A 21,732-nucleotide genomic window follows, 5' to 3' on the forward strand; every position below is an offset into this window, starting at 1 on the left:
GATTTCACAGGCGCGGGCGCGGCAACGCACCGGCATCAACAGCGGATGATTGTTCCCAGTGGAAATATCTCAGCCCGGCGGCGTGACGCGCACGATCACCGAAGCGCCCTTTGCCCGCGCGCCCGACCTGGCCGGGCTCGAGCCGCTCAAGACGATCAAGAACCGCTGGCCGATGATCATCGGCGGCCTGCTCACCGCGGCGATGGTCGTCGGGCTCGGGCGCGAACTGCTTGGCTCGGGACTGGCCGGGCTGCACCGCGCGGTGCCGGGCAGCGCGTGGTTCTACGTCGCGTTCACGCTGCTCTATTTTTCTCCGCCGACCGGCGACTGGATCATCTTCCGCCGGCTGTGGGGCATTCCCGTGCTCGGCGGGATGGTCGCGCTGCTGAAGAAGCGGATCGCCAACGAAGTGGTGGTCGGGTATTCCGGCGAAGCCTATTTCTACGCCTGGGCACGCGCGCGCGCGCATATGGTCGCGGCCCCGTTCGGCGCGGTGAAGGATGTCAGCATCCTCTCGGCGATCGCCGGCAACGCGATCACCCTGGCGATGATCCTGGTGGCGCTGCCGCTCGGCTACGAGCTGTTCCGTGCCTCGGGCTATCTGCCGGAGATCGCCGGTTCGGTGCTCGTCGTGCTGGCGACCTCGCTGCCTTTCCTGATCTTCTCGCGCCGGGTTTTCTCGCTGCCGCGCCGCACCCTGTGGTGGGTGTTCATGGTGCATTGCCTGCGGTTGATCGCCGGATCGACGCTGATCGCGATCGCCTGGCATTTCGCGCTGCCGAGCGTGCCGGTCGGCATGTGGCTGTTCCTCGCAGCGGCGCGGCTGCTCGTCTCGCGGCTGCCGCTCGTGCCCAACAAGGATCTGCTGTTCGCCAATTTCGCCATCCTGGTGATCGGGCAGGACCAGGCCTTGTCCGAGCTGATCGCCTTCACCGCGGCGCTGATGCTGCTGTACCACGTCGCGCTGATCGCGCTGTTCGGGCTGCACGGCATGATCCGGAAGGCATCGTGAGGCGCGGCCTGGGCATGTTGCTCGCGCTCGTCGGCGCTGCAGCGGCACTGCCGGCGCAGGGCGAGACGCTGGGCGACAGCGCTGCCTGCCGTAACGGCGGTCCGGCAATCCGCGTCGAGATCATCGGGCTCAAGGACCGCAGCGGCGGGCTCAAGCTCGAACTCTATCCGGCGACCGAGGCGGATTTCCTCAAAGACGACCGCGATCTGATTCGCCAGGGCAAGTTCTTCCGGCGGCTCCGCGTCGCCACGCCGTCGGATGGCCCGGTGTCGATCTGTATGAGCGTGCCGCAGCCGGGACGTTACGCCCTGCTGTTCACGCATGATCGCGACGGCAAGAACAAGTTCAATTTCTGGGCCGATGGCGCTGGGTTTCCCAGCAACACCAAGCTCGGGCGGGCCAAGCCGAAGCTGGCCCAGGCGATCATCACCGTTCCCCGCGGCGTTGCGACGACGCGGATCCGCGCGCAATATCTGCGCGGGCTTGGCGGCTTCGCGCCGCTCAAGGACGGTTGAGGCCGATGCGCATCGTCGACGTCAACGAATTCTATTCGCCGACCGGCGGCGGCGTGCGCACCTATATCGATCGCAAGATGGGGCTGATGGCGGATCTCGGCCATGAACTGATCGTCATCGCGGCGGGGCGCGAGGACCGGATCGAGGAGCGGCCGGGCGGCGGGCGGATCATCTACGTCAAGGCATCGCGCCTGCCGTTCGATCAGAATTACGGCCTGTTCTGGGATGCTGCGCCGATCGTGACGCTGCTTGATGAACTGCGCCCCGATCTGGTCGAGACCTCGTCGCCGTGGCGCCCGGCCTGGATCGTCGGGCAATGGCAGCCCAAGGCCGGGCATGACGTGGCGCGCGTGTTCTTCATGCACAACGACAATGTCGCGGCCTATGCGCTGCGCTGGTTCGAGGGGCTCGCGCCGCAACAGCGGATCGAGCGCGCGTTCGCCTGGTACAGCCGCTATATGAGCCGCTTCCTCGACAATTTCGATTCCGTCGTCACCAACGGCCCGGCGCTGGAGAAACGGCTGCGCGCGCGCGGCGTGCGGATCGACGTGGCGATGCCGCTGGGCATCGAGCGCGGCCATTTCTCGCCCGATTTCCGCGACGAGAAATTGCGCGCCGCCTTGCTCGCGCAATGCGATCTGCCGCCCGAGGGGCATTTGCTGCTCGGCCTGGGGCGGCATCATCCCGAAAAACGCTGGGATCTCGTCGCCGATGCGGTGACGCAGGCGGGGACCCGGATCCCGGTCGGCATGATCCTGCTCGGCACCGGCGTCGACAGCCGGCGGATCGAGAAGCGCATCGCCGGATCGCCGCATATCCGGATGTTCTCGCCGGTCTATGATCGCGAGCGGCTGGCGCGGATCATGGCGAGCTGCGACGCGCTGATCCATGGCAGCGAGGCGGAGCCGTTCGGGCTGGTCGCGTCGGAGGCGATGGCTGCCGGCCTGCCGCTGATCGCGCCGGACAGCGGCGGGTGCGCCGAAATCGTCGATCCGCTGTCGTCGGAAGTCTATGCTGCGCGCGACACCAATGCCTGCGCCGCGGCGATCCAGCGATTGTTCGCGCGCGATCAGACGATGCTGCGCCGCGCCGCGCGCGTCGCGGCGGACCGGGTGCGCAGCGATCGCGAGCATACCGAGGATCTGATGACCTATTATACCGGGCTGGTCGCCGCCAAGCGCGCGCGCGTAGCGGCCTAGCGCGCCGGTACGTAGAGCCGGAAGCGGCCGCCGGCGACCGCTTGGCGGCGCCAGCCGTGGCGCAGCGCCCAGCGCTCCAGCACCTCGTCGAGCTCGGCATCGCCGCTGGTCCACGGCCCTTCGCCGCCGGTGAGGATCGCGGCCGGTGGACGCGCGAAGGCGATCCCGAGCGTGTCCTGCGCCGCGACGTGCACGATCGCTTCGTCGCTGGGCGACAGCAGGGCGTGGCTGCGGAAATAGAACGGCCCGGCGGCGAACCGCGCATCGGGGAGGCGGCCCGTGGCGGGCAGGAATTGCGGCGCCAGCGTCGCGACCGGGCCGGTCACCCCGGCGCGGTCCAGCGCGGTGCGGATCGCGCCGCCGTGGCGCAGCGCATCGGTCATCGGTATGCCAGGCCGCGCGCGGATCACCGCCTCGAGCGACGGTGCGAGCCCGGCGCAGACGAAGACGACCAGCGCGATGCGCGTCCGCCGGCCGGGTGGCGCGACCTGCCAGCCGATCGCCAGCCGCACGAACAGCATCGGTAAGAGGGGGAGCAGATATTGCCGCCAGGTCGGCGTGGGCAGCAGCGCCGCGGCCACGGCGCCCCACAGCATCCAGTCGATCGCCCGCCCGCCGCGCGCGCGCCAGCGGAAGCGGCTGGCCAGCGCCAGGCACAGCAGTGCTGGCCCCAGCGCGAGGAACTTGAGCGTGTCGAGCGGCTTGGCCCACCAACTGAGCTTCCATGCCTTGCCTGCCGCGCGGTAATATTCGGCCGGTGCGCGCGCAGGGAAATCGATCGTGCCGAAATAGAAACCGTCCGGCGCGCTGGCGTAGCAGGCGAGCACCCCGGCGACGATCGGCAGCGTGCCCAGCACGACAAAGGCCGGGCGGTGGCGGCGATCGCGCAGTGCATACAGGCCGTAGGCCAGCGCCGGCAGCGCGTAGGAAATCTTCGCCGCCGCCGCCGCCGCCAGCAACAGGCCGGCGAGCACAGCGCTTCGCTTCGTGCCACGATCATTGCCGGCACGAACCACCAGCGGCAACGCGGCGGCAAGCAGCGCGACCGGCAGCGCGTCGTTGCGCGCGGTGCCGATACTGAACAGCAGGATATCGCAGCAGGCGAACAGCGCGCTGGCGAGCAACGCCGGGCGCGACCCCGCGCCGCCGGCGCGCGCTGCACGATACACGCAGGTTACGGCGAGCGCGCCGAGCAAGGCATTGAGCAGGCGCAGCGCGGGCCAGGCGAGCGTGCCGGCCAGCGCCGCGATCGGCGCGAACAGGAACGGCTGGAGCGGCGTCTGCAGATAGGCGAAATCGCGGTACGGCAACTGCCCGTGCGCGGTCAGCACCGCGGCGGCGACATATTGGCTTTCGTCGTGATCGAGCGGCCGGATCAGCGCGAGCGCGATCAGCACCAGCACAAGCAGCACCAGGCAGAGCAGCGGCAGGCGGGCGGAGCGGGGACGGGCCATGCGCACCCCTTGCCGGGCGGCGGCAGGCGAAGTCGAGGATTTTGTCGCCGCGCCGGCTTGCCATTTCTTGCAGCGAGCGCACCATTGTCACGCGGACGCCACACAAGCGGCGCAACCGGCAGCCATCAGGAGAAATGCCGTGGAATTCACCGTCGATCGCCGTTCGTTGCTGCTCACCGGCACGCTGGGGCTGGGCGCGTTCGCGCTACCCGGCTTCGCGCAGAGCCTGACCGTCGCCGGCGCGCGCGGCTTTACCCATGCGGTGGCGAGCGGCGAGCCGGCGAGCGATTCGATGCTGCTGTGGACGCGCTACGTGCCGGCCAATGGCGGCGCGGTCGAGCTCAAGGTCGAATTGTCAGAAAAGCCCGATTTCGCGAAGATCGCCGGCGGCGGCGTGCAGATCACCGGCCCGTGGCGCGATCATACTGCCAAGATCACCGTCGCCGGGCTGAAGCCCGGCACCGCCTATCATTTCCGCTTCATCGCGCCCGACGGCACGATCTCGCCGATCGGCCGCACCAAGACGCTGCCGGAAGGCCGCACCGACAGTTTCCGCGCGGCGATCTTCTCCTGCTCCAACCTCGCCTTCGGCTATTTCAACGCCTATGCCCATGCCGTGGCGCGCGACGATCTCGATCTCGCGATCCATCTCGGCGATTATTTCTACGAATATAAGCCCGGCGCCTATCCGTCGCTGGCCGACACGGTCGGCGGGCGCCTGCCGCTGCCGGCAAGCGAGATCCTGCACCTTGCCGATTATCGCCTGCGCTATGCCAGCTACCGCGCCGATCCTGACCTGCAGGCGCTGCACGCCAAGCTGCCGATGGTGGCGCAATGGGACGATCACGAATCCGCCAATGACAGCTGGGAAGGCGGCGCCGAGAACCACCAGGCCGACGAAGGCGACTGGGCTGCGCGCAAGGCGGCGGCGATCCAGGCGTTCCGCGAATGGATGCCGGTCTCCGACGAGCCGTGGAAGGCCTATGACATCGGTGGCTTGGCGACATTGTTCCGCACCGAGACGCGGCTGCTCGCGCGCACCGAACAGCCGGACATCGCCCCTTTGTTCAGGGAAAAGGACCCGATGGCGGCGATCGTCGCCTTCCGCGACGGGGCCTATATGGATCCCGGCGCGACGATGATGGGCTCGCAGCAGGAAGTGTGGCTCGATCATGCGCTGCGCGCATCGGTCAAGGCCGGGCAGAAATGGCAGGTGGTCGGCTTCGGCACGATCATGGGCAAGACCAGCACGCCGGCCGAAGCCGGCGGCTGGATCGCCGCCGATGCGCCGAAGCGCGTCCAGGACTATGTGAAGGGCGGGCTGATGGCCGCGAAGGCCGGGTTGCCCAACAATCTCGACGGCTGGGGCGGCTATCCCGCGGCGCGCGCGCGCTTCCTCAAAGGCGCGCAGGCCGCCAACAGCAATCTCGTCGTCATCTCCGGCGACAGCCATAACGCCTGGGCCTACGATCTGGGGCAGGACGGGCGCGCGGCGGGCGTCGAATTCGCCGGCCATGCCGTCACCTCGGGCGGCTATGAAAGCGCGCTGGTCGCCGACCCCAAGGTGGTCGCCGCCGGGCTGGTGCGCGCCAATCCGGAGCTCAAATGGTGCGATACGTCGCGCCGCGGCTATATGGCGCTGACACTGACGCCGGAGTGGGTGACCAACGAGTGGATCATGGTCGACAGCGTCAAGACGAAGTCGGCGCGCGGAACGGTCGGGCATACGGCGACGGTAACGCGCGGTCGGAACGTCATGGTGTGATCATTCCTCCCCGGCACGGGGAGGGGGACCGCGAAGCGGTGGAGGGGGTGGGCCGGCAACGCAACGGTCGTGTTGCCGGCCCACCCCCTCCACCATTCGGCTGAAGGAGCCGAACGGTCCCCCTCCCCGTGCCGGGGAGGACTAAGCCCGCACCGCCGTCACGAAATAATCCAGCTTGGTATCGTCGCTCAGCACGAAACCCTTCGAAACCGAAAAGCCCAGCCCGCGCGTATCGATCACGCGCAGGCCCGCCGCCTCGATCAGCCCGGTCAGTTCCTGCGGTGCCAGGAACCTGTCCCAATCGTGCGTGCCGCGCGGAATGCCGCCGAGCCGCTCGCCGACCCCGATCAGTGCCAGCCGCGACAGCGCGGTGCGGTTCGGCGTGGAGAGTATCAGCAGTCCGCCGGGCGCGATCGCGCCGGCCAGACCGCGCACGAAGCCGGCGGGATCGCTGACATGCTCGATCACCTCGAGCGAGGTGACCAGATCGAACGTCTCGCCGCCGAGATCCTCGACGCTGCCCGCGCGATAGTCGATCGTCAGTCCGCTCTCCGTTGCATGGACCTGCGCTGCGGCGATATTCTCCGGTGCCGCATCCAGCCCGGTCACGCGCGCGCCGAGCCGAGCCAGCGGCTCGCACAACAACCCGGCACCGCAACCGACATCCAGCACGGTCTTGCCGGCGAGCGGCGTGAACCCCGCCTCATCGCCGTGCCAATGCGCGTCGATCCGTTCGCGCAGATAGTGGAGCCGCGCCGGATTCAGCTTGTGCAGCATGGCCGACGAGCCTTTGGGATCCCACCAGGCGGCCGCCATGGCGCCGAAATGCGCCGCCTCGCGCGCGTCGATGGTGGTTGGGATGGCGGTTGGGATTGTGCTCGAAATCGCATTCGCGCTTTCGGAGACGTCAGTCGGCGTGGGTTCGCTTGCACTTATCATGCGGCGTTTCTATCAGCACGGCCTCCAGGCCAAAAGGACATAACCGCAGCCATGGCGCGTATCGTGATGAAATTCGGCGGCACTTCGATGGCGGGCACGGAACGCATCCGTATCGTCGCCGCGCGTGTGAAGCGTGAAGTGGAGGCGGGCAACCAGGTCGCGGTGGTCGTTTCGGCGATGGCCGGCGAGACCGATCGGCTGGTCAATTTCTGCCGCGAGGCGAGCTCGCTCTACGATCCGCGCGAATATGACGTGGTCGTCTCGGCCGGCGAGCAGATCACCAGCGGGCTGCTGGCGATCGCGCTGCAGGCGGTGGGCCTCAAGGCGCGCAGCTGGATGGGCTGGCAGCTGCCGATCCGCACCTCGGATGGCCATGCCTCGGCGCGGATCGGCGAGATCGACACGACCGGGCTGGTCGCCTCGCTCGAGCGCGGCGAGGTCGCGGTGATTCCCGGTTTCCAGGGCGTCGCGAGCGGCGAGCGCGTGACCACGCTGGGGCGCGGCGGATCGGACACGTCGGCGGTAGCGATGGCGGCGGCGATGAAGGCCGATCGCTGCGACATCTATACCGATGTCGACGGCGTCTACACCACCGACCCCAGGATCGTTCCGCGCGCGCGGAAACTGAAGCGCGTGACCTATGAGGAAATGCTGGAACTCGCGAGCGTCGGCGCGAAGGTGCTGCAGACGCGGTCGGTCGGGCTCGCCATGAAGGAAAAGGTCCGCGTGCAGGTGCTGTCGTCGTTCGTCGACGAGGCGGCGCCGCTCGGCCATGCCGAACCAGGCACGTTGATCGTGAGCGAAGAGGATTTGGGTGATATGGAACGGCAATTGATCACGGGCATCGCCCACGACAAGAACGAAGCGAAGATCACGCTGACCAACGTGCCGGACAAGCCCGGCGCGGTGGCGGCGATCTTCGAGCCGCTTGCCGAGGCGAATATCAACGTCGACATGATCATCCAGAATATCGCCCATCTGAAGGGGCAGGCAGCGCCCTCGACCGACGTTACCTTCACCGTGCCGGGCGCCGATCTGGCGCGCTCGCTCGACGTGCTGGGCAAGGCGCAAGGCGCGATCGGCTATGTCGAACTGGTGCACGACACGCGCGTGGCGAAGATCTCGGTGGTGGGCGTGGGCATGAAGAGCCATGCCGGCGTCGCCTCGACCATGTTTAAGACGCTAGGCGAGCGCGGGATCAACATCCTCGCCATCACCACGTCGGAGATCAAGGTCAGCGTGCTGATCGAGGAGGATTATACCGAGCTGGCGGTCCGCGTGCTGCACACCGCCTATGGGCTGGATGCCGAGGACGCCGCCTAGCCTCAGTGGAGCGTGGCCTGCCCGGCAAAGGCCGCGCTCACCGTCTTGAGCAGCACATCGGCCGATACCGGCTTGGTCAGCAGCGTGCCCTGCTCGACATAGCGCTCGCAGCGTTCGGGATAACCGGTGATGAAGATCACCGGGATCTTGCCGTGCGCGGCGACGATCAGGTTGATCGCCGATATGCCCGAGCCCTGCGGCAGCTTGATATCCGACAGGATCAGGCTCGGGCGCTTCTGCCGCGCCGATTCGACCGCCTCGTTCTGCGTGCTGACGATCGAAATCGAGGACGCGCCGGCCAGCGTTGCGATATCCTTCAGGTATTGCTGGAACAGGAACATGTCTTCGATAATCAGCACGTGCCGCACGATGGTACCTCACTAGGAAGGTGGCCCTCTAACAGCAATCAATCGCCAATGTTCCGCAATCTGGCCAATCGAACATAGATCAACATAATAAAACGCCGGCCGCTGTCCCCAAAAGGACAGTATCGGTCTGTCGCGTTCCATCCGATCGCCGGTTGCGCGTTTGAAGACGGCGGCGGCGGTGTCGGCGCGGCGGTGTCGGGACGGCGGGCACGCCACCGTGGCACGGCGCGGGGAAGCATGTTCCCGTATGCGCGGAATTGGGTTAGGCGTCCGGCCATGAACCAATCTGTCTCGATCGGCGCCGAGCGCCTGGAGCGCCGCATGGCGCGTGGTGCGGCCTTTCTCGGCGCGGAGGTGGCGATCCTGTGCGGCGCGATGTCATGGGTCAGCGAGCGCAATCTCGTCGCCGCCATGTCCAATGCCGGCGGCTTCGGCCTGATCGCCTGCGGCGCGATGACGCCGGACCTGCTCGACCGCGAGATCGCCGCGACCAAGGCGCTGACCGACAAGCCGTTCGGCGTGAACCTGATCACCATGCATCCGGCGCTGTTCGAGCTGATCGAAGTCTGCAACCGCCACGCGGTCGGCCATGTCGTGCTTGCCGGCGGGCTGCCGCCGACCGGCAGCATCGATGCGATCAAGCAGAACGGCGCCAAGCTGATCTGCTTCGCGCCCGCGCTGAGCCTGGCCAAGAAGCTGATCCGCTCGGGCGTCGATGCGCTGGTCGTCGAGGGCATGGAGGCGGGCGGGCATATCGGCCCGGTTTCGACCTCGGTGCTGGCGCAGGAAATCCTGCCCGACGTGGCGGACAAGGTGCCAGTGTTCGTCGCCGGCGGGATCGGCCGCGGCGAGGCGATCGCCGCCTATCTCGATATGGGCGCGGCCGGCGTGCAACTCGGCACGCGCTTCGTCTGCGCGACCGAGAGCATCGCGCATGCCAATTTCAAGAAGGCGTTCATTCGCGCCTCGGCACGCGATGCCACCGCCAGCGTGCAGATCGACCCGCGCCTGCCGGTGATCCCGGTGCGTGCGCTCAAGAATGCCGGCGGCGACCTGTTCACCGCCAAGCAGCGCGAGGTCGCGCAACTGCTCGACGAGGGCAAGGTGGCGATGGGCGAGGCGCAGCTGCAGATCGAGCATTATTGGGCCGGCGCGCTGCGCCGCGCGGTGATCGACGGCGATGTCGAGCATGGCAGCCTGATGGCCGGCCAGTCGGTCGGCATGGTGACGAAGGAAGAGCCGCTGGCTGAGATCCTCGCCACGTTGATGGCCGAAGCCGCCCACGCGCTGGAGAAGCGCGCGGCCTGACGGCGGCCGGGTTTACGCGATCTTAACCGTCTTTGCGCGATGACGGGGCAGTGCCGGGGGGCGCTGGAGATCGATCATGCGTCTGCGTTTCGCCCTGTTCCTGACCGCCGCCGCCCTGCTGTCGGGCTGCGCGTCGCGCCCCGCACCGATCGTCGCCAGCGCGCCGCCGCCGCCCGTGCCGGTCGCCGTGGTGCCGATGCCAAGCGGCACCTATCCCGGCATGCCGGTGCCGGCATTGCTCGCCGATGGCGGCTATGCCACGCCCAATCGCGGCATCTCCGCCGCGGCCACCGTGTGGCACTTCCGCGCCGGGCTGAACTTTGCCGCACTCGGCTGCCGCGGCGCGCAGGAACATGCCATCATCGCCGGTTATAACGCGATGCTCTCGGCGCAGAAGCCGGTGCTGGCGCGCGCCGAAGCCACGCTGGCGGGCGAATTTCGGGCAAGCGGCGGGGCGGAATGGCGCGATGCCTATGACGATGCGATGACCCGGCTGTACAATTATTATGCCTTTGCGCCGGCGCGCACCGCGCTCTGCGCCATCGCCGCGCAGCTGCTGAGCGAGGCGCAGAGCGTGGCGCCTGACGCGTTCCCCGCCTTTGCCGCGGCGCGGCTGCCCGAGCTCGATCGCAGCTATACCGATGTCTTCCGCGCCTATGATGCGTGGCGCCAGCAGCGCCCGCAGGCGACCTTCGCGCTCGCCGCCAACACCGCGGTGACGCAGGGGCCGCGCACGCCCTGGATCGAGGTCGATCCGGCAGTGCTCCGCGCGCCCTAATCGGCGCGGCGGCGGCGCACTGCGCCGCCGGACTGGTTAACGGGGTTCCTTCGCGCGCCGTGCTTCGCTAGGACGGGGCGATGGCCGCATCGTCACAGGACCTACCCGTCGAAGGCCGCTTCGAGGGCACGCAGCACCGCTTTCCGGTGCGCGTCTATTTCGAGGACACCGATCTGTCGGGTGTGGTCTATCACGCCAATTATCTGCGCTACATGGAGCGGGCACGCTCCGACATGCTGCGGCTGGCGGGGATCGACCAGCGCGGTTTCCACGATGCGGGCGAGGGCGCCTATGCGGTGAGCGCGCTGGCGATCCGCTATCGCCGCCCCGCCAGGCTCGACGATGCACTGCTCGTCGTCAGCGAATTGATCGCGGTCCGCGCCGCCTCGGTCGATATTCATCAGCGGGTCATGCGCGGTGATGAGATAGTGAGCGAGGCGGACGTCACCGCGGCGCTGGTCGCGCCGTCGGGCCGTCCGCGCCGGCAACCACGCGACTGGATCGAGGCATTCGAACGCCTCCTGGCACCGGAAAGAACGAGCACGTAATGAATGTCATCCTGAATACCGATGCCGCGACGATGTCGCCGATCGCCTTGTTCCTGCAGGCCGATTGGGTGGTGAAGTTCGTCATGATCGGGCTGCTGCTCGCCAGCATCTGGACCTGGGCGATCATCGTCGGCTTCGCGACCAAATTGGGCCGCACGCGCAAGAAGGTGGAGCGCTTCGAGCGCGATTTCTGGAAGGCCGAGGATATCGACGCCTTCTACCGGATCGAAGGCGAGAACGACCTGCCGATCGCGCGCGTGTTCGCCGCCGGTGTGTCGGAGTGGCGCCGCTCGACCGCCAGCGGCGCGGTCGACCGCGACGGCACGCGCGAGCGGCTGGCGACCTCGATGGGCGCGGCCGTCGCCGGCGAGATCGACAAATTGTCCGATCGGCTCAACATCCTGGCAACGGTCGGCTCGGTCGCGCCGTTCGTCGGGCTGTTCGGCACGGTCTGGGGCATCATGCGCAGCTTCACCGCGATCGCCAGCGCGCAGAACACCTCGCTGTCGGTGGTCGCGCCGGGCATCGCCGAGGCGCTGTTCGCCACCGCCATCGGGCTGTTTGCGGCAATCCCCGCCGTGATCGCGTACAACCGCTTCAGCCATGGCATCAACCGCATTGAGGCGCGGCTCAACCGCTTCGCCGATGGCTTCCACGCCACGCTGAGCCGCCAGCTCGAGAGCGAGACGCGGCGCTGATGGCGATGCATCTTCCCTCGCAGCGCGGTCGCGGCCGGCGTGCGCCGATGGCGGACATCAACGTCACGCCGCTGGTCGACGTGATGCTCGTGCTGCTGATCATCTTCATGGTCACCGCGCCGCTGCTCACCGCCGGGGTGCCGGTCAACCTGCCCGACAGTCGCGCCAAGGCGCTCGATCAGGATCAGGCACCGGTGCAGATCTCGCTCGATGCCGCCGGCAAGATGTATGTCGAGGATCAGGAAGTGACCGACGCGATCCTGCCCGACGTGCTGCAGCAGATCGCCGCCAAGGCGGAAGCGGGCAAGCCGCCGCAAGTGTTCCTGCGCGCCGATCGCACGCTCGATTATGGCCGCGTGATGCGGGTGATGGGCGAGCTCAACCTTGCCGGGCTCAATCGCGTCTCGCTGGTCACCGTGGGCGACGAACGCCCGTGAGCGCCGTTCCCGCCTGGATGGCGACCTGACGCCGATGGATCGGACCGAAAAGATCGGCCTCGGCGCCGCGGTGGCCGGACATGTCGTGCTGTTCGGCCTGCTCTCGGCCGGCTTCCTGTCCGGGCCCGAGCCCGACCAGCCCAAGTCGATTCCGGTCGACATCTCGCTGGTCGACAATGTCGCGCTCGAGCAGACCGCGCCGCCCGCGCCCGAGCCGCCGGCGCAATCCAAGGCGCCCGAGATCGCACCGCCCGAAGACGCCGCGCCGCCGGCGCCGGCCGAGGCGGAGCCCGAACCCGCGCCCGCCCCTGCGCCACCGGTGAAGCAACCCGCCCCCGCGCCGGCGCCCAAACCCGTGCCCAAGGCGCCGGCCAAGCCCGTCGTGAAACCGGTCGCCGCCCCCGCCAAGGCGCCGCCCAAGGCCAAGCCGGCGCCGGCCAAGGTCGCGGCGAAGCCGGCCAAGGCACCCAGCAAGCCCGCCGCTGCCCCGGCCAAGGTCGCCAGCGCCAAGCCATCGACCGGCACCAAGCCGGCCGCGCCGACGCGCAAGCCGGGGGGCTTCACCCTGTCCGATTCGACGCTGAAGGGCGTGTCCGCCGCGCCGTCGCCGTCCAAGGCGCCGAACCCGCCGGGCGCGACGATGAACGCCGCCGCCGCGGCCGATATCGGATCGGCGATCAAGCGGCAGGTGCAGCCGTGCGCGGATCGCCAGGTCAATCCCGGCCCCGGCGCGTCGCGCATCGTCGTGACGATCCGGCTGCGGCTCAATCGCGATGGCACGCTGATCGGCCGGCCGACCGTGGCCGAGGCGCATGGCGGCGTGGATGACGAGAATCGCCGCTATGTCGACGCGGTCGATCGCAATGCGGTCGCCACCTTCATGGGCTGCGCGCCTTTGCGCGGCCTGCCCCCCGAATTGTACGACGTACCGCGTGGCTGGAAGACGTTCAGCCTGCGTTACAAATTACCCGGCTGAGGATCGCGCATGTTGCTGAACCATAGATTGCTCGCTTTGGCGCTGCTGCTGAGCGGCACCGCGCTGTCCGCGCAGACCGCGCCGCCCGCCCCGGCGGCGGCTCCTGCCGCACAGGAGCAGGGCGACGAACTGGTCGTCGATGTCGAGGGCGGCATTTCCGCGCCGCTCGGCATCGCCATCCCGGCCATGCCGACGGTGGCGGTGGCCAGCACGCCGGCCGGCCGCACCGACGAGCTCGGGCGGCAGCTGGCGCAGATCGTGACCAGCGATCTGCGGAATTCGGGCCTGTTCAAGCCGACCAGCCAGCTCAAGGACGTGGCGTTCGGCGAAGTCACCGCGCCGACCTTCGACTATTGGGCCAGCGCCAGCGCCTCGGCGCTGGTACAGGGGTTCGTGCGCGCCAATGGCGATGGCACGCTGACCGTCGGCTGCTATCTCTACGACGTCTTCTCGCGCGCCGAGCTGGCGCGGCAGGGCTTCGTCGTGCCGCCGTCCGACTGGCGCCGCGCGGGCCATAAATGCGCCGACATGGTCTATGCCAAGCTGACCGGCGAAGGCCCCTATTTCGACAGCCGCGTGGTCTATGTCTCGGAGACGGGCCCCAAGGGCAAGCGCATCAAGCGGCTCGCGATCATGGATCAGGACGGCGCCAACCATCGCTTCCTGACCAACGGTCAGTCGATCGTGCTGACGCCGCGTTTCGCCCCCAACCAGCAGACGATCGTCTATATGAGCTATGTCGGCGATAAGCCGGCGATCTATGTCTACGATATCGGCAGCGGCAAGCAGCGCCTGCTGGTCAACAATCCCAACCTCACCTTCGCGCCGCGCGCCTCGCCGGATGGCAAATGGGTGCTGTTCTCGATGGCGGTGGCCGGCAATACCGATCTGTACCGCGTGTCGATGAGCGGGGGCTCGCCGCAGCGGCTGACCGAGAGCCCGGGGATCGATACCGGCGGCAGCTATTCGCCGGACGGCAGCCGCATCGTATTCGAAAGCGATCGTTCGGGCGGGCAGCAGCTCTATACGATGAACGCCGATGGCTCGAACCAGCAGCGCATCTCGTTCGGCGGTGGCCGCTATGCCACGCCGGTGTGGAGCCCGCGCGGCGACCTGATCGCGTACACGCGCATCTCGGGCAATTTTCGCATCGGCATCATGAGCCCGGCGGGCGGCAACGAAAAACTGCTCACCGACGAATGGCAGGACGAAGGCCCGAGCTGGTCGCCCAATGGCCGCGTGCTGACCTTCTATCGCCAGGGCCGGGGCGGCAGCGGCAAGGCCGATCTGTGGTCGGTCGATCTCACCGGGGTCAACGAACGCCGCATCGCCACCCCGCTCGATGGATCCGATCCCGGCTGGGGACCGTTACGTCCCTGACACCTATTTCTACCGCGCCGCGCGGGGCTATCGCCTGCGCAGTGCATCCATGACGACCTGAAGGAGACACCCCATGGCCCGACTGACGACCACGATCCTGCTCGGCACCGCCCTGCTGGCGACCGCCGCCTGTTCGAAGAAGCGGCCGGAAGTGCTGCCGCCGGCACCAGGCGGCGAGGTCGGCTCTGGCACGGGCCAGGCGGGCGACGGCTTTGCACCCGGCTCGCGTGGCGATTTCGAACGCTCGGTGACCAGCAACACGATCAATTTCGCGCTCGACAGCTACGATATCGATGCGCGCGCGCGCTCGATCCTCGACACGCAGGCGCAGTGGCTGGCGCGCTATCCCAACGTGCCGATCACGCTGGAGGGCCATGCCGACGAACGCGGCACGCGCGAATACAATCTCGCTTTGGGCGATCGCCGCGCCAATGCCACGAAGAACTATCTCGCCGGCCGCGGCATCAACCCGGCGCGGATCTCGACGATCAGCTACGGCAAGGAACGCCCGGTCGCGCTGGGCTCGGACGAATCCAGCTGGGCGCAGAACCGCCGCGCGGTGACCATCGTGCTCAACTGAGCCGGTTGCACTGACGCGGAAAGGGCGGCGCGCACAGTCGGTGCGCGCCGCCCTTTTTTTGGCGCTGAACGTGCGGCCTATTCGATCGTCACGCCCACGACATGCCAGCCGCCAGCCTCGCGCTCCAGCGTCACCTTTTCCACCGCCGCCGCCTTGTTGGCGAAGCTGGTGCGGAACTTGATCACCTCATAGCCGGCGGGCGGCGCGGGCAGGTTTTGCTGACTGGCGAAGGTGCGCGACAGCACCGCGCCGAGTGGCACACGCACCTGTTCCGACGTCGCCGCCCAGACCTCAGCGGTGTTGAGCTTGCGGAATGCCGCGCCGGTTGCCTTGTAGCTATCGGCCCAGCGGCCCTGATCGACCAGAGCCAGCCATTGCCGGGCCGCCTCGACCATCGCCGAGTCGGGGGCCGGCGCTTCCTGGGACGTCGCCGGCAGCGGGGCGGTGGGGAGTTGCGGCACGGCGACGAGCGCGATCGCCCCCAGGAAAAGTGTCATGCAAAGACCTCCGATGATGATCCGGGGCTGGCGGTGCGCCGGCCCCACGCCGATCGCCGGCGCGCTTTCCTGATCGATCGACGGGGTGGCGGCGTCTTCCCCGATTATCGTGTCCGCCGACAAATCGGGGGCGGCGCACCGATGCTGCCGCCTTCGGCATCGAGCAGCATCCGGGCCGCCTCGCGGCTGCTCGATACCGCCATCTTGCGCCGCGCGTCGCGCAGCCGCTCGTTGATCGTGTGCACCGACAGGCCGAGGCAGCGCGCGCTCGATTTCGCGTCGTGCCCGCGCACGATCAGGCGCAGCGTCTGCTTCTCCTTCTCGGTCAGTGCCCAGAAACCGTCGCGCGTCGCCATGTCCATATCGCGCGGAATCTAGGTCGCGCGGCGTGGCACCACCACCCCGAAAAATTCGTATCCGTGCGCGGCACGGGGGGCGAACACGACCCGCATCGTCGGGGTCCAGTCCCGGGACTCGACGCCGCTTGCGACTCAATGAACTTCGATATAATGATGATATCATAATAACGGAGGGACGGATGAACCAAGCACTGACCGGGGACCGCGCGATCAATCGATCGGCCGAGCGGCCCGCGCATACGTCGAGCGGCTATGTGATGCTGCTCGTGCTGCTTGCCGCGCTGGTCGCGGGCGGAATCGGCGGGCTGCAGATCGCGGCCCATCCGCTGCTCGGCGGCCTGTCGATCGCGATCGCCACGATCGTGTTTCTGTTCGTCTCGTGCGGTTTCTACATGCAGCAGCCCAACCAGGCGACGGCGATCACATTGTTCGGCGCGTACCAGGGCACCGATCGCAACACCGGCCTGCGCTGGCTGCTGCCATGGCTCGGGCGCAAGAAGGTGTCGCTGCGCGCCAACAACATGATTTCCGAGCGATTGAAGGTCAACGATCTGCGCGGCAACCCGATCGAGATCGCCGCGCAGGTCGTGTGGCGCGTCACCGATACGGCACAGGCCTTGTTCGACATCGACGATTACAAGGCGTTCGTCATCGTGCAGATCGAGGCGGCGGTGCGCACGATCGGCGCGCGCTATCCCTATGACGATTACGAGCATCAGGAGATCACGCTGCGCGGCAACCACGACCAGGTCGGCGTCGAGCTGCGCCAGGAGCTGATCGCGCGGCTGGTCACGGCGGGGCTGACGGTCGACGAATGTGGCTTCACGCATCTGGCCTATGCGCAGGAGATCGCCGGCGCGATGCTGCGGCGGCAACAGGCGCAGGCGGTGGTCGCGGCGCGCACGACCTTGGTCGAGGGCGCGGTCGGCATGGTCGAGCTGGCGCTCGATCAATTGTCCGCCAAGGGCGTGGTCGAGCTCGACGACGAGCGCCGCGCGGCGATGGTCTCGAATCTGATGGTCGTGTTGTGCGGCGATCGCGATGCGCAGCCGGTGGTCAACACAGGCACGCTGTATCAATAGGCCCGATTTGTGAGCGTACCCACCAAAAAAGCCTTTGCGCTGCGCCTCGATCCCGCATTGCACGCGGCGATCGAGCGCGCCGCCGCGGCCGATCTGCGCAGCGTGAATGCCGAGGTAGAATGCCTGCTGCGCGAGGCGCTGGCGCGGCGCGGGGTGAAGCTGGACGCGCCGGTCAAGGCGAAGCGCGGCCGCCCGGCGAAAGGCGAACGCGACGATGATTGATGCGGCCGCGCCGTGGCGCGTGCGGCCGTCTTCGGCTTATCGCGCCGGGCGCGGCTGGCCCAGCGCTTCGTCCAGCAGCCGCGCCAGGCGCAGTCCGCCGCGTTCGACCTCGAGCTTGGCCACCGGTACGAGCCTTTCGATCGTCGCCTGATCGAGCGATGCGCGCGTTCCCGCCGGCGCGCAGGCGTCGCCGCCATTGGCCACTGCGTAGACCGAATCGTGCGCCACCTGCCAGCTCTCGCGGCTCCAATCTTCCACGCTCCCGGCCTGCATCGTGGCCTTTTCCGCCGCGCTATAGACGCGCACCGGCGAGGGCGGGGTGGAGATGGCGCGCTCGGCGAGATAGCCGTCCCAGATCGAATGCAGGTTGAGCTTGTCCGGCGCATAGGCGCCATAGCTGGCCAGCGCCTGGTTGCCGCCGAGATCGCTGCGGTCGCCGGCATGCAGCGGCTGATGCAGATCGCCGACGAAATGGACCAGGAAGGCCAGCGCGATGACGCGCTCGCGCACCGGCACCTTGGGGTCTTGCAGCAATTTCGCGTTGCGCTCGATCTGCGCCGAGACGCAATTGCCGTCCTTGCAGGCGGGCTTCAGCGCAAACGGGCGGCACACGTCGACATTCTGGTAATGCCACGAATAGGCATAGCTGAAGCGCGGCCCCAATTGCTTGACGCAATCGGCCCAGACACTGGCCTGTTCGATCGTCCGCGCCGGGCAGGTCGGAGTTTCGAGCAAGCGTTGGTGCCGCAGCAGCGCGTCGATCTTGCCGCGCGTCGCCGGCGTCACGTTGCGATAGGCGATGCTCGCGACGGTTTCGTGGCCATATTCCCAATAGGCCGAGGCCGGGGTGGACAGTGCGAGGGCGAGCAAAGCGGCGAGCGCGGACAGCAAACGAATCATGCGCCCGCCTCTAGCCGCGCGCGCGATCATTCGTCGCCGTAAATCGCCACCGATCGCTGCCCGTCCGAGGATGCCCGGGCACGGTTCATGCCGGTGGTGGTGAAGCTCCACGCATAGTCGCCGCCCGGCGCCGCGACGATCACCCCGCCGGTGCCGCCCAGCGCCTGCACCTCGGCCAGCACCTCGTCGGCGGCCTGTTGCAGCGACGCGCCGGCAAGCCGGACGCGCGCGGCGATCTCATGGCCGACGCCGACGCGGATGAAGAATTCGCCCGATCCCGTCGCCGAGACGGCGCAGGCGCGATCGTCGGCGAAGGTGCCAGCCCCGATCAGCGGCGAATCGCCGATCCGGCCCCAGCGCTTGCCGGTCACCCCGCCGGTCGAGGTCGCCGCGGCGACATGGCCGTGCGCATCGCACGCCACCGCGCCGACCGTGCCGTATTTCATCTCGATATCGAATTTGCCGCCGCCCGCCTTCATCTCGGCCAGCTGCGCGGCGCGCTCGGGCAGCACGAACCAGTCCGCCGCCGCCTGGGGCAGATGCTGCGCCCGGGAAAAGGCGTTGGCGCCGGCGCCGGCGAGCAGCACGTGCGCGCCATCTTCGAGCACCGCGCGGGCGAGATCGACCGGGTTGCGCGTCGCTGTCGCACCCGCCACCGCGCCGGCGCGGCGATCGCGCCCGTCCATGATCGCCGCGTCCAGCTCGGCCGTGCCGTCCCAGGTCAGCGCCGCGCCGCGCCCGGCATTGAAGTGCGGATCATCCTCCAACACGCGGATCGCCGCCGCCACCGCGTCGAGCGCCGCGCCGCCCTGCTCGAGCACCGCCGATCCGGCGTCGAGCGCCGCCGCCAGCCCTGCGCGCGCACCGGCATCCTGCGCCGTCGTCAGCGTGTCGCGGGTCATCTTGCCCGCACCGCCGTGAATCATCAGGGTCCAGCTCATCACGCTTCCTCCGTCGCCAGGGTCGCCCGCACCGGCGGGTGGACCGGGCCGTTTGCCCGCAGGCCGATCAGCGGCCGCAACCATCGCACTTCCCGCCCGGCGAGATAGAAGGCACAGCATCCCGCCACCGTCGCCACCACCAGCACGGCGAATTCCGTCGCCGGATGCAGGCCGTAGGGCAGCAGCGCGCCCTCCACGCCGACGATCACCGTCTGGTGGATGATGTAGAAGGGGAACACCGCCTCGGTCAGCGTGGCGCGCCACTTGTGGTTGCGGTTCCAATAGCGGTCGGCAAAGCCGATCAGCGCGACGATCGCGCTCCAGCCCTGCATGCCGCGTGCGGCCGCGAAGAGATGACCGTACGGGAAAGGTGTCGGCACGTTGACCGGCCAGGCATATTCGATCGCGACGACCAACGCGTAGGACAGCAGCGCGACCGCCGCGGCCCAGCGCCACAGCCGCTCGGTCGCCGCAAAGCCGGTGCGCGAACCGGCAAAGCCGAAGCCGAACAGGAAGGCGGGCAGGTAGCTCGCATGCGCCACCCAATCGCCCCATAGCGCATGCGTCTCGCGCGCGCCGGGGAACAGCCAGGCCGATACCAGCACCAGCCACAGCATCGGCAGCAGCCACAGCCGCAGGCCGCCGAACACCGCGTCGAATGCGCGCTGCAGGCTGCGCCCGCCGAGCAGCGCCGCGGCGAGCGCAAGCAGCATGGTGTACAGCCACAGATAGAGTACGAACCACAGATGCTGCGTGGCCGGCAGCAGGATCCCGGAGATCTTGGCGAATCCGAAATAATCGTGGCGGAGGAAGGTCCAGAAGCTGCCGGCATAGCCATGTTGCGTGGTCAGTTCGATCCACGGCTGCAGCGGCACCACCACGATCACACCGAACAGCAGCGGCACCAGCAGCCGCGCCGAACGCGACCGGACGAACCCGCCAAGGCCGCCGCCCTTGAGCAGCAGCGCGCGGCTGGCATAGCCCGAGACGACGAACAGCAGCGCCAGGCGCCACGGATTGATCGCCATCATCGGGATCGCCACCCAGTCGATCGGCTGCGCGGTCTGCGCGTGGAAGCCCCACGGCACGAACACCATGCCGATATGATAGAAGATCAGCAGCGCGAACGCGCCGATGCGAAGCCAGTCGAGACCATAATGCCGTGCCATGTCGCGATGCCCTTTAGTCGATCGCCGCGGCGTGGCTAGCGCGCTTGGCTCAGGCGGGATGCAGCCCGGCGGAGTCGCGGACCGTCTTGGCGTCACGTGCGCGCGGGCGCAGCCCGATCAGCGGGCGCAGCCAGACTATCCTGCGGCCGGCCAGATAGAAGATCAGGCATGCCGCCGCGGTGCCGGCGAACAGCAACGCGAATTCGCTCCACGGCCCGAACCCCAGCGGCAGCGTAAACCAGGCGAGCAGGACGATTACCGGGTGATGCACGAGGTAGAAGGGGAATACCGCCTCGGCCAGGGTCGCGCGCCATCGGTGGTCGTGGTTCCAGTAGCGTTCGGCAACGTGCAGCAGCAGCACGATCATGCTCCAGGCCATCGCCAGCCGCGCCGCGCGGTCGAGCGCCATCACCGCATGCGGCGGCACGTCATGCGCCTGGTAGCGCAGCTCCATCGCGACGACGATGCCGCCCGCGGCAACGGCGATCGCCGCCGCGGGCTTCCAGGCGCGGTGGATTGCCGGCCACAAGGCGGTCGAACGGCCGAGCGCGAAGCCAAACAGGAAGATCGGCAGATATTCGGCATGGCCGGCCCAGTCGGTAAACAGGCCCTGACGCTCGGGCACGACGAACAGCAAGGCGAGCTTCGCGGCAACGAGCAGCGCGATCGGCGCCCAGAGCAGCCGCCGCCCCCCGGCCAGCCAGTCGCACCCCTGCTGCAGGCGCTTGCCCCCGGCGCCCAGCAGCAGGCCGGCCAGCACCATCGTATAAGCCCATAGATAGACGACGAACCACAGATGCTCCCAGCTCGGGAATTCGATGCTGTAGAAAATGCCGCGATGCCAGGCATCGAGGAACCAGAAATGGCCGACGCCGAATGGATAGCCATGTTCGCGCACGCGCACCCACATTTCCGGCGGGATCAGCACCAGCATGGCGAACGCCCAGGGCACGCCGAGCCGCAGCGTGCGCGATCGCGCGAAACCGCGCACGCTGCCCGATCTGTCGAACAGCTTGGCGGAGGCATAGCCGGATACCGCGAACAGCAGCGGCAGCCGCCACGGCGTCAGCAACGCCATCGGCACGATCAGCGCAGGATAGGTCTGCGGCGATTTCACCACCCAATCCCACGGCGCGAACACCATCGCGATATGATAGAAGATCAGCAGGCCGAACGCCGCGATGCGCAGCCAATCGAGGCCATAATGGCGCTGGCTGGGCGCATCGGCCGCGCTGGAGGGGGTGGGAGGCACCATCGCTCCGGCATAACCTCCCTTGGTGAG

General features: G+C 68.2%; 23 protein-coding genes and 1 pseudogene. 16 read left to right on the forward strand and 8 right to left on the reverse strand.

All coding sequences use genetic code 11. From position 1 onward, the window contains the following. The first annotated feature begins 64 nt into the window (after window positions 1-64). From NV401_RS08750 to NV401_RS08760, 3 genes are read left to right on the forward strand one after another with little or no spacing between them, the layout of a single operon-like run. The gene (locus NV401_RS08750) at window positions 65-1,012 is read left to right on the forward strand and encodes a hypothetical protein (RefSeq protein WP_261294072.1); all 948 of its coding nucleotides are present in this window, start codon (window positions 65-67) and stop codon (window positions 1,010-1,012) included. A 14-nt stretch (window positions 1,013-1,026) separates the two neighbouring features. Then, window positions 1,027-1,527 carry a DUF2141 domain-containing protein gene (locus NV401_RS08755; RefSeq protein WP_261294073.1) on the forward strand — a complete coding sequence of 167 codons (501 nt, stop codon included), beginning with the start codon at window positions 1,027-1,029 and terminating at the stop codon, window positions 1,525-1,527. A gap of 5 nt (window positions 1,528-1,532) precedes the next feature. Next, window positions 1,533-2,726: a glycosyltransferase gene (locus tag NV401_RS08760; RefSeq protein WP_261294009.1), complete on the forward strand. Its 1,194-nt coding sequence runs from the start codon at window positions 1,533-1,535 to the stop codon at window positions 2,724-2,726. Here the strand turns inward: NV401_RS08760 and NV401_RS08765 are convergent. Next, on the reverse strand, window positions 2,723-4,180 hold the full coding sequence (locus NV401_RS08765; RefSeq protein WP_261294010.1) for a glycosyltransferase family 39 protein: 1,458 nt from the start codon (window positions 4,178-4,180) through the stop codon (window positions 2,723-2,725). The two genes, NV401_RS08760 and NV401_RS08765, sit on opposite strands and share 4 nt — an antisense overlap. Before the next feature lie 139 nt (window positions 4,181-4,319). Between NV401_RS08765 and NV401_RS08770 the strand changes: the two genes are divergently transcribed. Next, complete coding sequence (locus NV401_RS08770) at window positions 4,320-5,945, forward strand: alkaline phosphatase D family protein (protein ID WP_261294011.1); 1,626 nt, start codon at window positions 4,320-4,322, stop codon at window positions 5,943-5,945. Window positions 5,946-6,086: 141 nt separating this feature from the next. Here NV401_RS08770 and ubiG read toward each other — a convergent pair whose 3' ends face one another. Then, window positions 6,087-6,761 carry a bifunctional 2-polyprenyl-6-hydroxyphenol methylase/3-demethylubiquinol 3-O-methyltransferase UbiG gene (ubiG, locus tag NV401_RS08775; protein ID WP_261294074.1) on the reverse strand — a complete coding sequence of 225 codons (675 nt, stop codon included), beginning with the start codon at window positions 6,759-6,761 and terminating at the stop codon, window positions 6,087-6,089. On the opposite strand from ubiG, the gene NV401_RS08780 reads away from it, so the two are divergent. After that, window positions 6,721-6,927, forward strand: coding sequence for a hypothetical protein (locus NV401_RS08780; protein ID WP_261294075.1), 207 nt, complete (start codon window positions 6,721-6,723; stop codon window positions 6,925-6,927). The two genes, ubiG and NV401_RS08780, sit on opposite strands and share 41 nt — an antisense overlap. A gap of 8 nt (window positions 6,928-6,935) precedes the next feature. Further along, window positions 6,936-8,207, forward strand: coding sequence for an aspartate kinase (locus tag NV401_RS08785; RefSeq protein WP_261294012.1), 1,272 nt, complete (start codon window positions 6,936-6,938; stop codon window positions 8,205-8,207). A gap of 2 nt (window positions 8,208-8,209) precedes the next feature. Here NV401_RS08785 and NV401_RS08790 read toward each other — a convergent pair whose 3' ends face one another. Then, complete coding sequence (locus NV401_RS08790) at window positions 8,210-8,566, reverse strand: response regulator (protein WP_261294013.1); 357 nt, start codon at window positions 8,564-8,566, stop codon at window positions 8,210-8,212. 285 nt (window positions 8,567-8,851) lie between these two features. Between NV401_RS08790 and NV401_RS08795 the strand changes: the two genes are divergently transcribed. From NV401_RS08795 to pal, 8 genes are all read left to right on the forward strand, one after another. After that, window positions 8,852-9,883, forward strand: coding sequence for an NAD(P)H-dependent flavin oxidoreductase (locus NV401_RS08795; protein WP_261294014.1), 1,032 nt, complete (start codon window positions 8,852-8,854; stop codon window positions 9,881-9,883). A 76-nt stretch (window positions 9,884-9,959) separates the two neighbouring features. Then, window positions 9,960-10,661: a hypothetical protein gene (locus NV401_RS08800; protein WP_261294015.1), complete on the forward strand. Its 702-nt coding sequence runs from the start codon at window positions 9,960-9,962 to the stop codon at window positions 10,659-10,661. Window positions 10,662-10,741: 80 nt separating this feature from the next. Next, on the forward strand, window positions 10,742-11,209 hold the full coding sequence (locus NV401_RS08805) for a YbgC/FadM family acyl-CoA thioesterase (protein ID WP_261294016.1): 468 nt from the start codon (window positions 10,742-10,744) through the stop codon (window positions 11,207-11,209). Continuing rightward, the gene (gene tolQ, locus NV401_RS08810) at window positions 11,209-11,907 is read left to right on the forward strand and encodes a protein TolQ (RefSeq protein ID WP_261294017.1); all 699 of its coding nucleotides are present in this window, start codon (window positions 11,209-11,211) and stop codon (window positions 11,905-11,907) included. Before NV401_RS08805 ends, tolQ begins: the two co-directional genes overlap by 1 nt. Then, the gene (gene tolR, locus NV401_RS08815; RefSeq protein WP_261294018.1) at window positions 11,907-12,344 is read left to right on the forward strand and encodes a protein TolR; all 438 of its coding nucleotides are present in this window, start codon (window positions 11,907-11,909) and stop codon (window positions 12,342-12,344) included. Before tolQ ends, tolR begins: the two co-directional genes overlap by 1 nt. 34 nt (window positions 12,345-12,378) lie before the next feature. Further along, window positions 12,379-13,320: a cell envelope biogenesis protein TolA gene (locus NV401_RS08820; protein ID WP_261294019.1), complete on the forward strand. Its 942-nt coding sequence runs from the start codon at window positions 12,379-12,381 to the stop codon at window positions 13,318-13,320. A gap of 9 nt (window positions 13,321-13,329) precedes the next feature. Continuing rightward, the gene (gene tolB, locus NV401_RS08825; RefSeq protein WP_261294020.1) at window positions 13,330-14,700 is read left to right on the forward strand and encodes a Tol-Pal system beta propeller repeat protein TolB; all 1,371 of its coding nucleotides are present in this window, start codon (window positions 13,330-13,332) and stop codon (window positions 14,698-14,700) included. Window positions 14,701-14,773: 73 nt separating this feature from the next. Continuing rightward, window positions 14,774-15,280, forward strand: coding sequence for a peptidoglycan-associated lipoprotein Pal (gene pal, locus NV401_RS08830; RefSeq protein ID WP_261294021.1), 507 nt, complete (start codon window positions 14,774-14,776; stop codon window positions 15,278-15,280). 77 nt (window positions 15,281-15,357) lie between these two features. On the opposite strand, the pseudogene NV401_RS08835 reads toward pal, so the two are convergent. Then, a pseudogene (locus NV401_RS08835) lies at window positions 15,358-16,139 on the reverse strand (helix-turn-helix domain-containing protein). 176 nt (window positions 16,140-16,315) lie between these two features. Here NV401_RS08835 and NV401_RS08840 point away from each other — a divergent pair. Continuing rightward, window positions 16,316-17,218, forward strand: a complete 903-nt coding sequence (locus NV401_RS08840) for an SPFH domain-containing protein (RefSeq protein WP_261294022.1) — start codon at window positions 16,316-16,318, stop codon at window positions 17,216-17,218. A gap of 9 nt (window positions 17,219-17,227) precedes the next feature. Beyond that, complete coding sequence (locus tag NV401_RS08845; RefSeq protein WP_261294023.1) at window positions 17,228-17,440, forward strand: toxin-antitoxin system HicB family antitoxin; 213 nt, start codon at window positions 17,228-17,230, stop codon at window positions 17,438-17,440. A gap of 36 nt (window positions 17,441-17,476) precedes the next feature. Here NV401_RS08845 and NV401_RS08850 read toward each other — a convergent pair whose 3' ends face one another. The 4 genes from NV401_RS08850 to NV401_RS08865 are packed head-to-tail and all read right to left on the reverse strand — an operon-like array spanning window position 17,477 to window position 21,705. Beyond that, window positions 17,477-18,340, reverse strand: a complete 864-nt coding sequence (locus NV401_RS08850) for a S1/P1 nuclease (protein WP_261294024.1) — start codon at window positions 18,338-18,340, stop codon at window positions 17,477-17,479. 26 nt (window positions 18,341-18,366) lie between these two features. Continuing rightward, window positions 18,367-19,281: an isoaspartyl peptidase/L-asparaginase family protein gene (locus NV401_RS08855; RefSeq protein WP_261294025.1), complete on the reverse strand. Its 915-nt coding sequence runs from the start codon at window positions 19,279-19,281 to the stop codon at window positions 18,367-18,369. Beyond that, a complete protein-coding gene (locus NV401_RS08860; protein ID WP_261294026.1) occupies window positions 19,281-20,450 on the reverse strand; it encodes an acyltransferase family protein in 1,170 nt (389 codons plus the stop codon). The genes NV401_RS08855 and NV401_RS08860 overlap by 1 nt, the downstream gene beginning before the upstream one ends. Before the next feature lie 49 nt (window positions 20,451-20,499). Then, window positions 20,500-21,705 carry an acyltransferase family protein gene (locus tag NV401_RS08865; RefSeq protein ID WP_261294027.1) on the reverse strand — a complete coding sequence of 402 codons (1,206 nt, stop codon included), beginning with the start codon at window positions 21,703-21,705 and terminating at the stop codon, window positions 20,500-20,502. Window positions 21,706-21,732: the final 27 nt, after the last annotated feature.

Origin of the sequence: Sphingomonas hylomeconis, assembly GCF_025370105.1 — a bacterium.
GTDB classification, from domain to species: Bacteria; Pseudomonadota; Alphaproteobacteria; order Sphingomonadales; family Sphingomonadaceae; genus Sphingomonas; species Sphingomonas hylomeconis.

Coding starts and splice junctions, on each gene's coding strand:
- NV401_RS08755 (WP_261294073.1), top strand. CDS start 1,027: ATGTTGCTCGCGCTCGTCGGCGCTGCAGCGGCACTGCCGGCGCAGGGC.
- NV401_RS08760 (WP_261294009.1), top strand. CDS start 1,533: ATGCGCATCGTCGACGTCAACGAATTCTATTCGCCGACCGGCGGCGGC.
- NV401_RS08765 (WP_261294010.1), bottom strand. CDS start 4,180: ATGGCCCGTCCCCGCTCCGCCCGCCTGCCGCTGCTCTGCCTGGTGCTG.
- NV401_RS08780 (WP_261294075.1), top strand. CDS start 6,721: ATGGCCGACGAGCCTTTGGGATCCCACCAGGCGGCCGCCATGGCGCCG.
- ubiG (WP_261294074.1), bottom strand. CDS start 6,761: ATGGCGGCCGCCTGGTGGGATCCCAAAGGCTCGTCGGCCATGCTGCAC.
- NV401_RS08785 (WP_261294012.1), top strand. CDS start 6,936: ATGGCGCGTATCGTGATGAAATTCGGCGGCACTTCGATGGCGGGCACG.
- NV401_RS08795 (WP_261294014.1), top strand. CDS start 8,852: ATGAACCAATCTGTCTCGATCGGCGCCGAGCGCCTGGAGCGCCGCATG.
- NV401_RS08800 (WP_261294015.1), top strand. CDS start 9,960: ATGCGTCTGCGTTTCGCCCTGTTCCTGACCGCCGCCGCCCTGCTGTCG.
- NV401_RS08805 (WP_261294016.1), top strand. CDS start 10,742: ATGGCCGCATCGTCACAGGACCTACCCGTCGAAGGCCGCTTCGAGGGC.
- tolQ (WP_261294017.1), top strand. CDS start 11,209: ATGAATGTCATCCTGAATACCGATGCCGCGACGATGTCGCCGATCGCC.
- tolR (WP_261294018.1), top strand. CDS start 11,907: ATGGCGATGCATCTTCCCTCGCAGCGCGGTCGCGGCCGGCGTGCGCCG.
- NV401_RS08820 (WP_261294019.1), top strand. CDS start 12,379: ATGGATCGGACCGAAAAGATCGGCCTCGGCGCCGCGGTGGCCGGACAT.
- tolB (WP_261294020.1), top strand. CDS start 13,330: ATGTTGCTGAACCATAGATTGCTCGCTTTGGCGCTGCTGCTGAGCGGC.
- pal (WP_261294021.1), top strand. CDS start 14,774: ATGGCCCGACTGACGACCACGATCCTGCTCGGCACCGCCCTGCTGGCG.
- NV401_RS08840 (WP_261294022.1), top strand. CDS start 16,316: ATGAACCAAGCACTGACCGGGGACCGCGCGATCAATCGATCGGCCGAG.
- NV401_RS08850 (WP_261294024.1), bottom strand. CDS start 18,340: ATGATTCGTTTGCTGTCCGCGCTCGCCGCTTTGCTCGCCCTCGCACTG.
- NV401_RS08855 (WP_261294025.1), bottom strand. CDS start 19,281: ATGAGCTGGACCCTGATGATTCACGGCGGTGCGGGCAAGATGACCCGC.
- NV401_RS08860 (WP_261294026.1), bottom strand. CDS start 20,450: ATGGCACGGCATTATGGTCTCGACTGGCTTCGCATCGGCGCGTTCGCG.
- NV401_RS08865 (WP_261294027.1), bottom strand. CDS start 21,705: ATGGTGCCTCCCACCCCCTCCAGCGCGGCCGATGCGCCCAGCCAGCGC.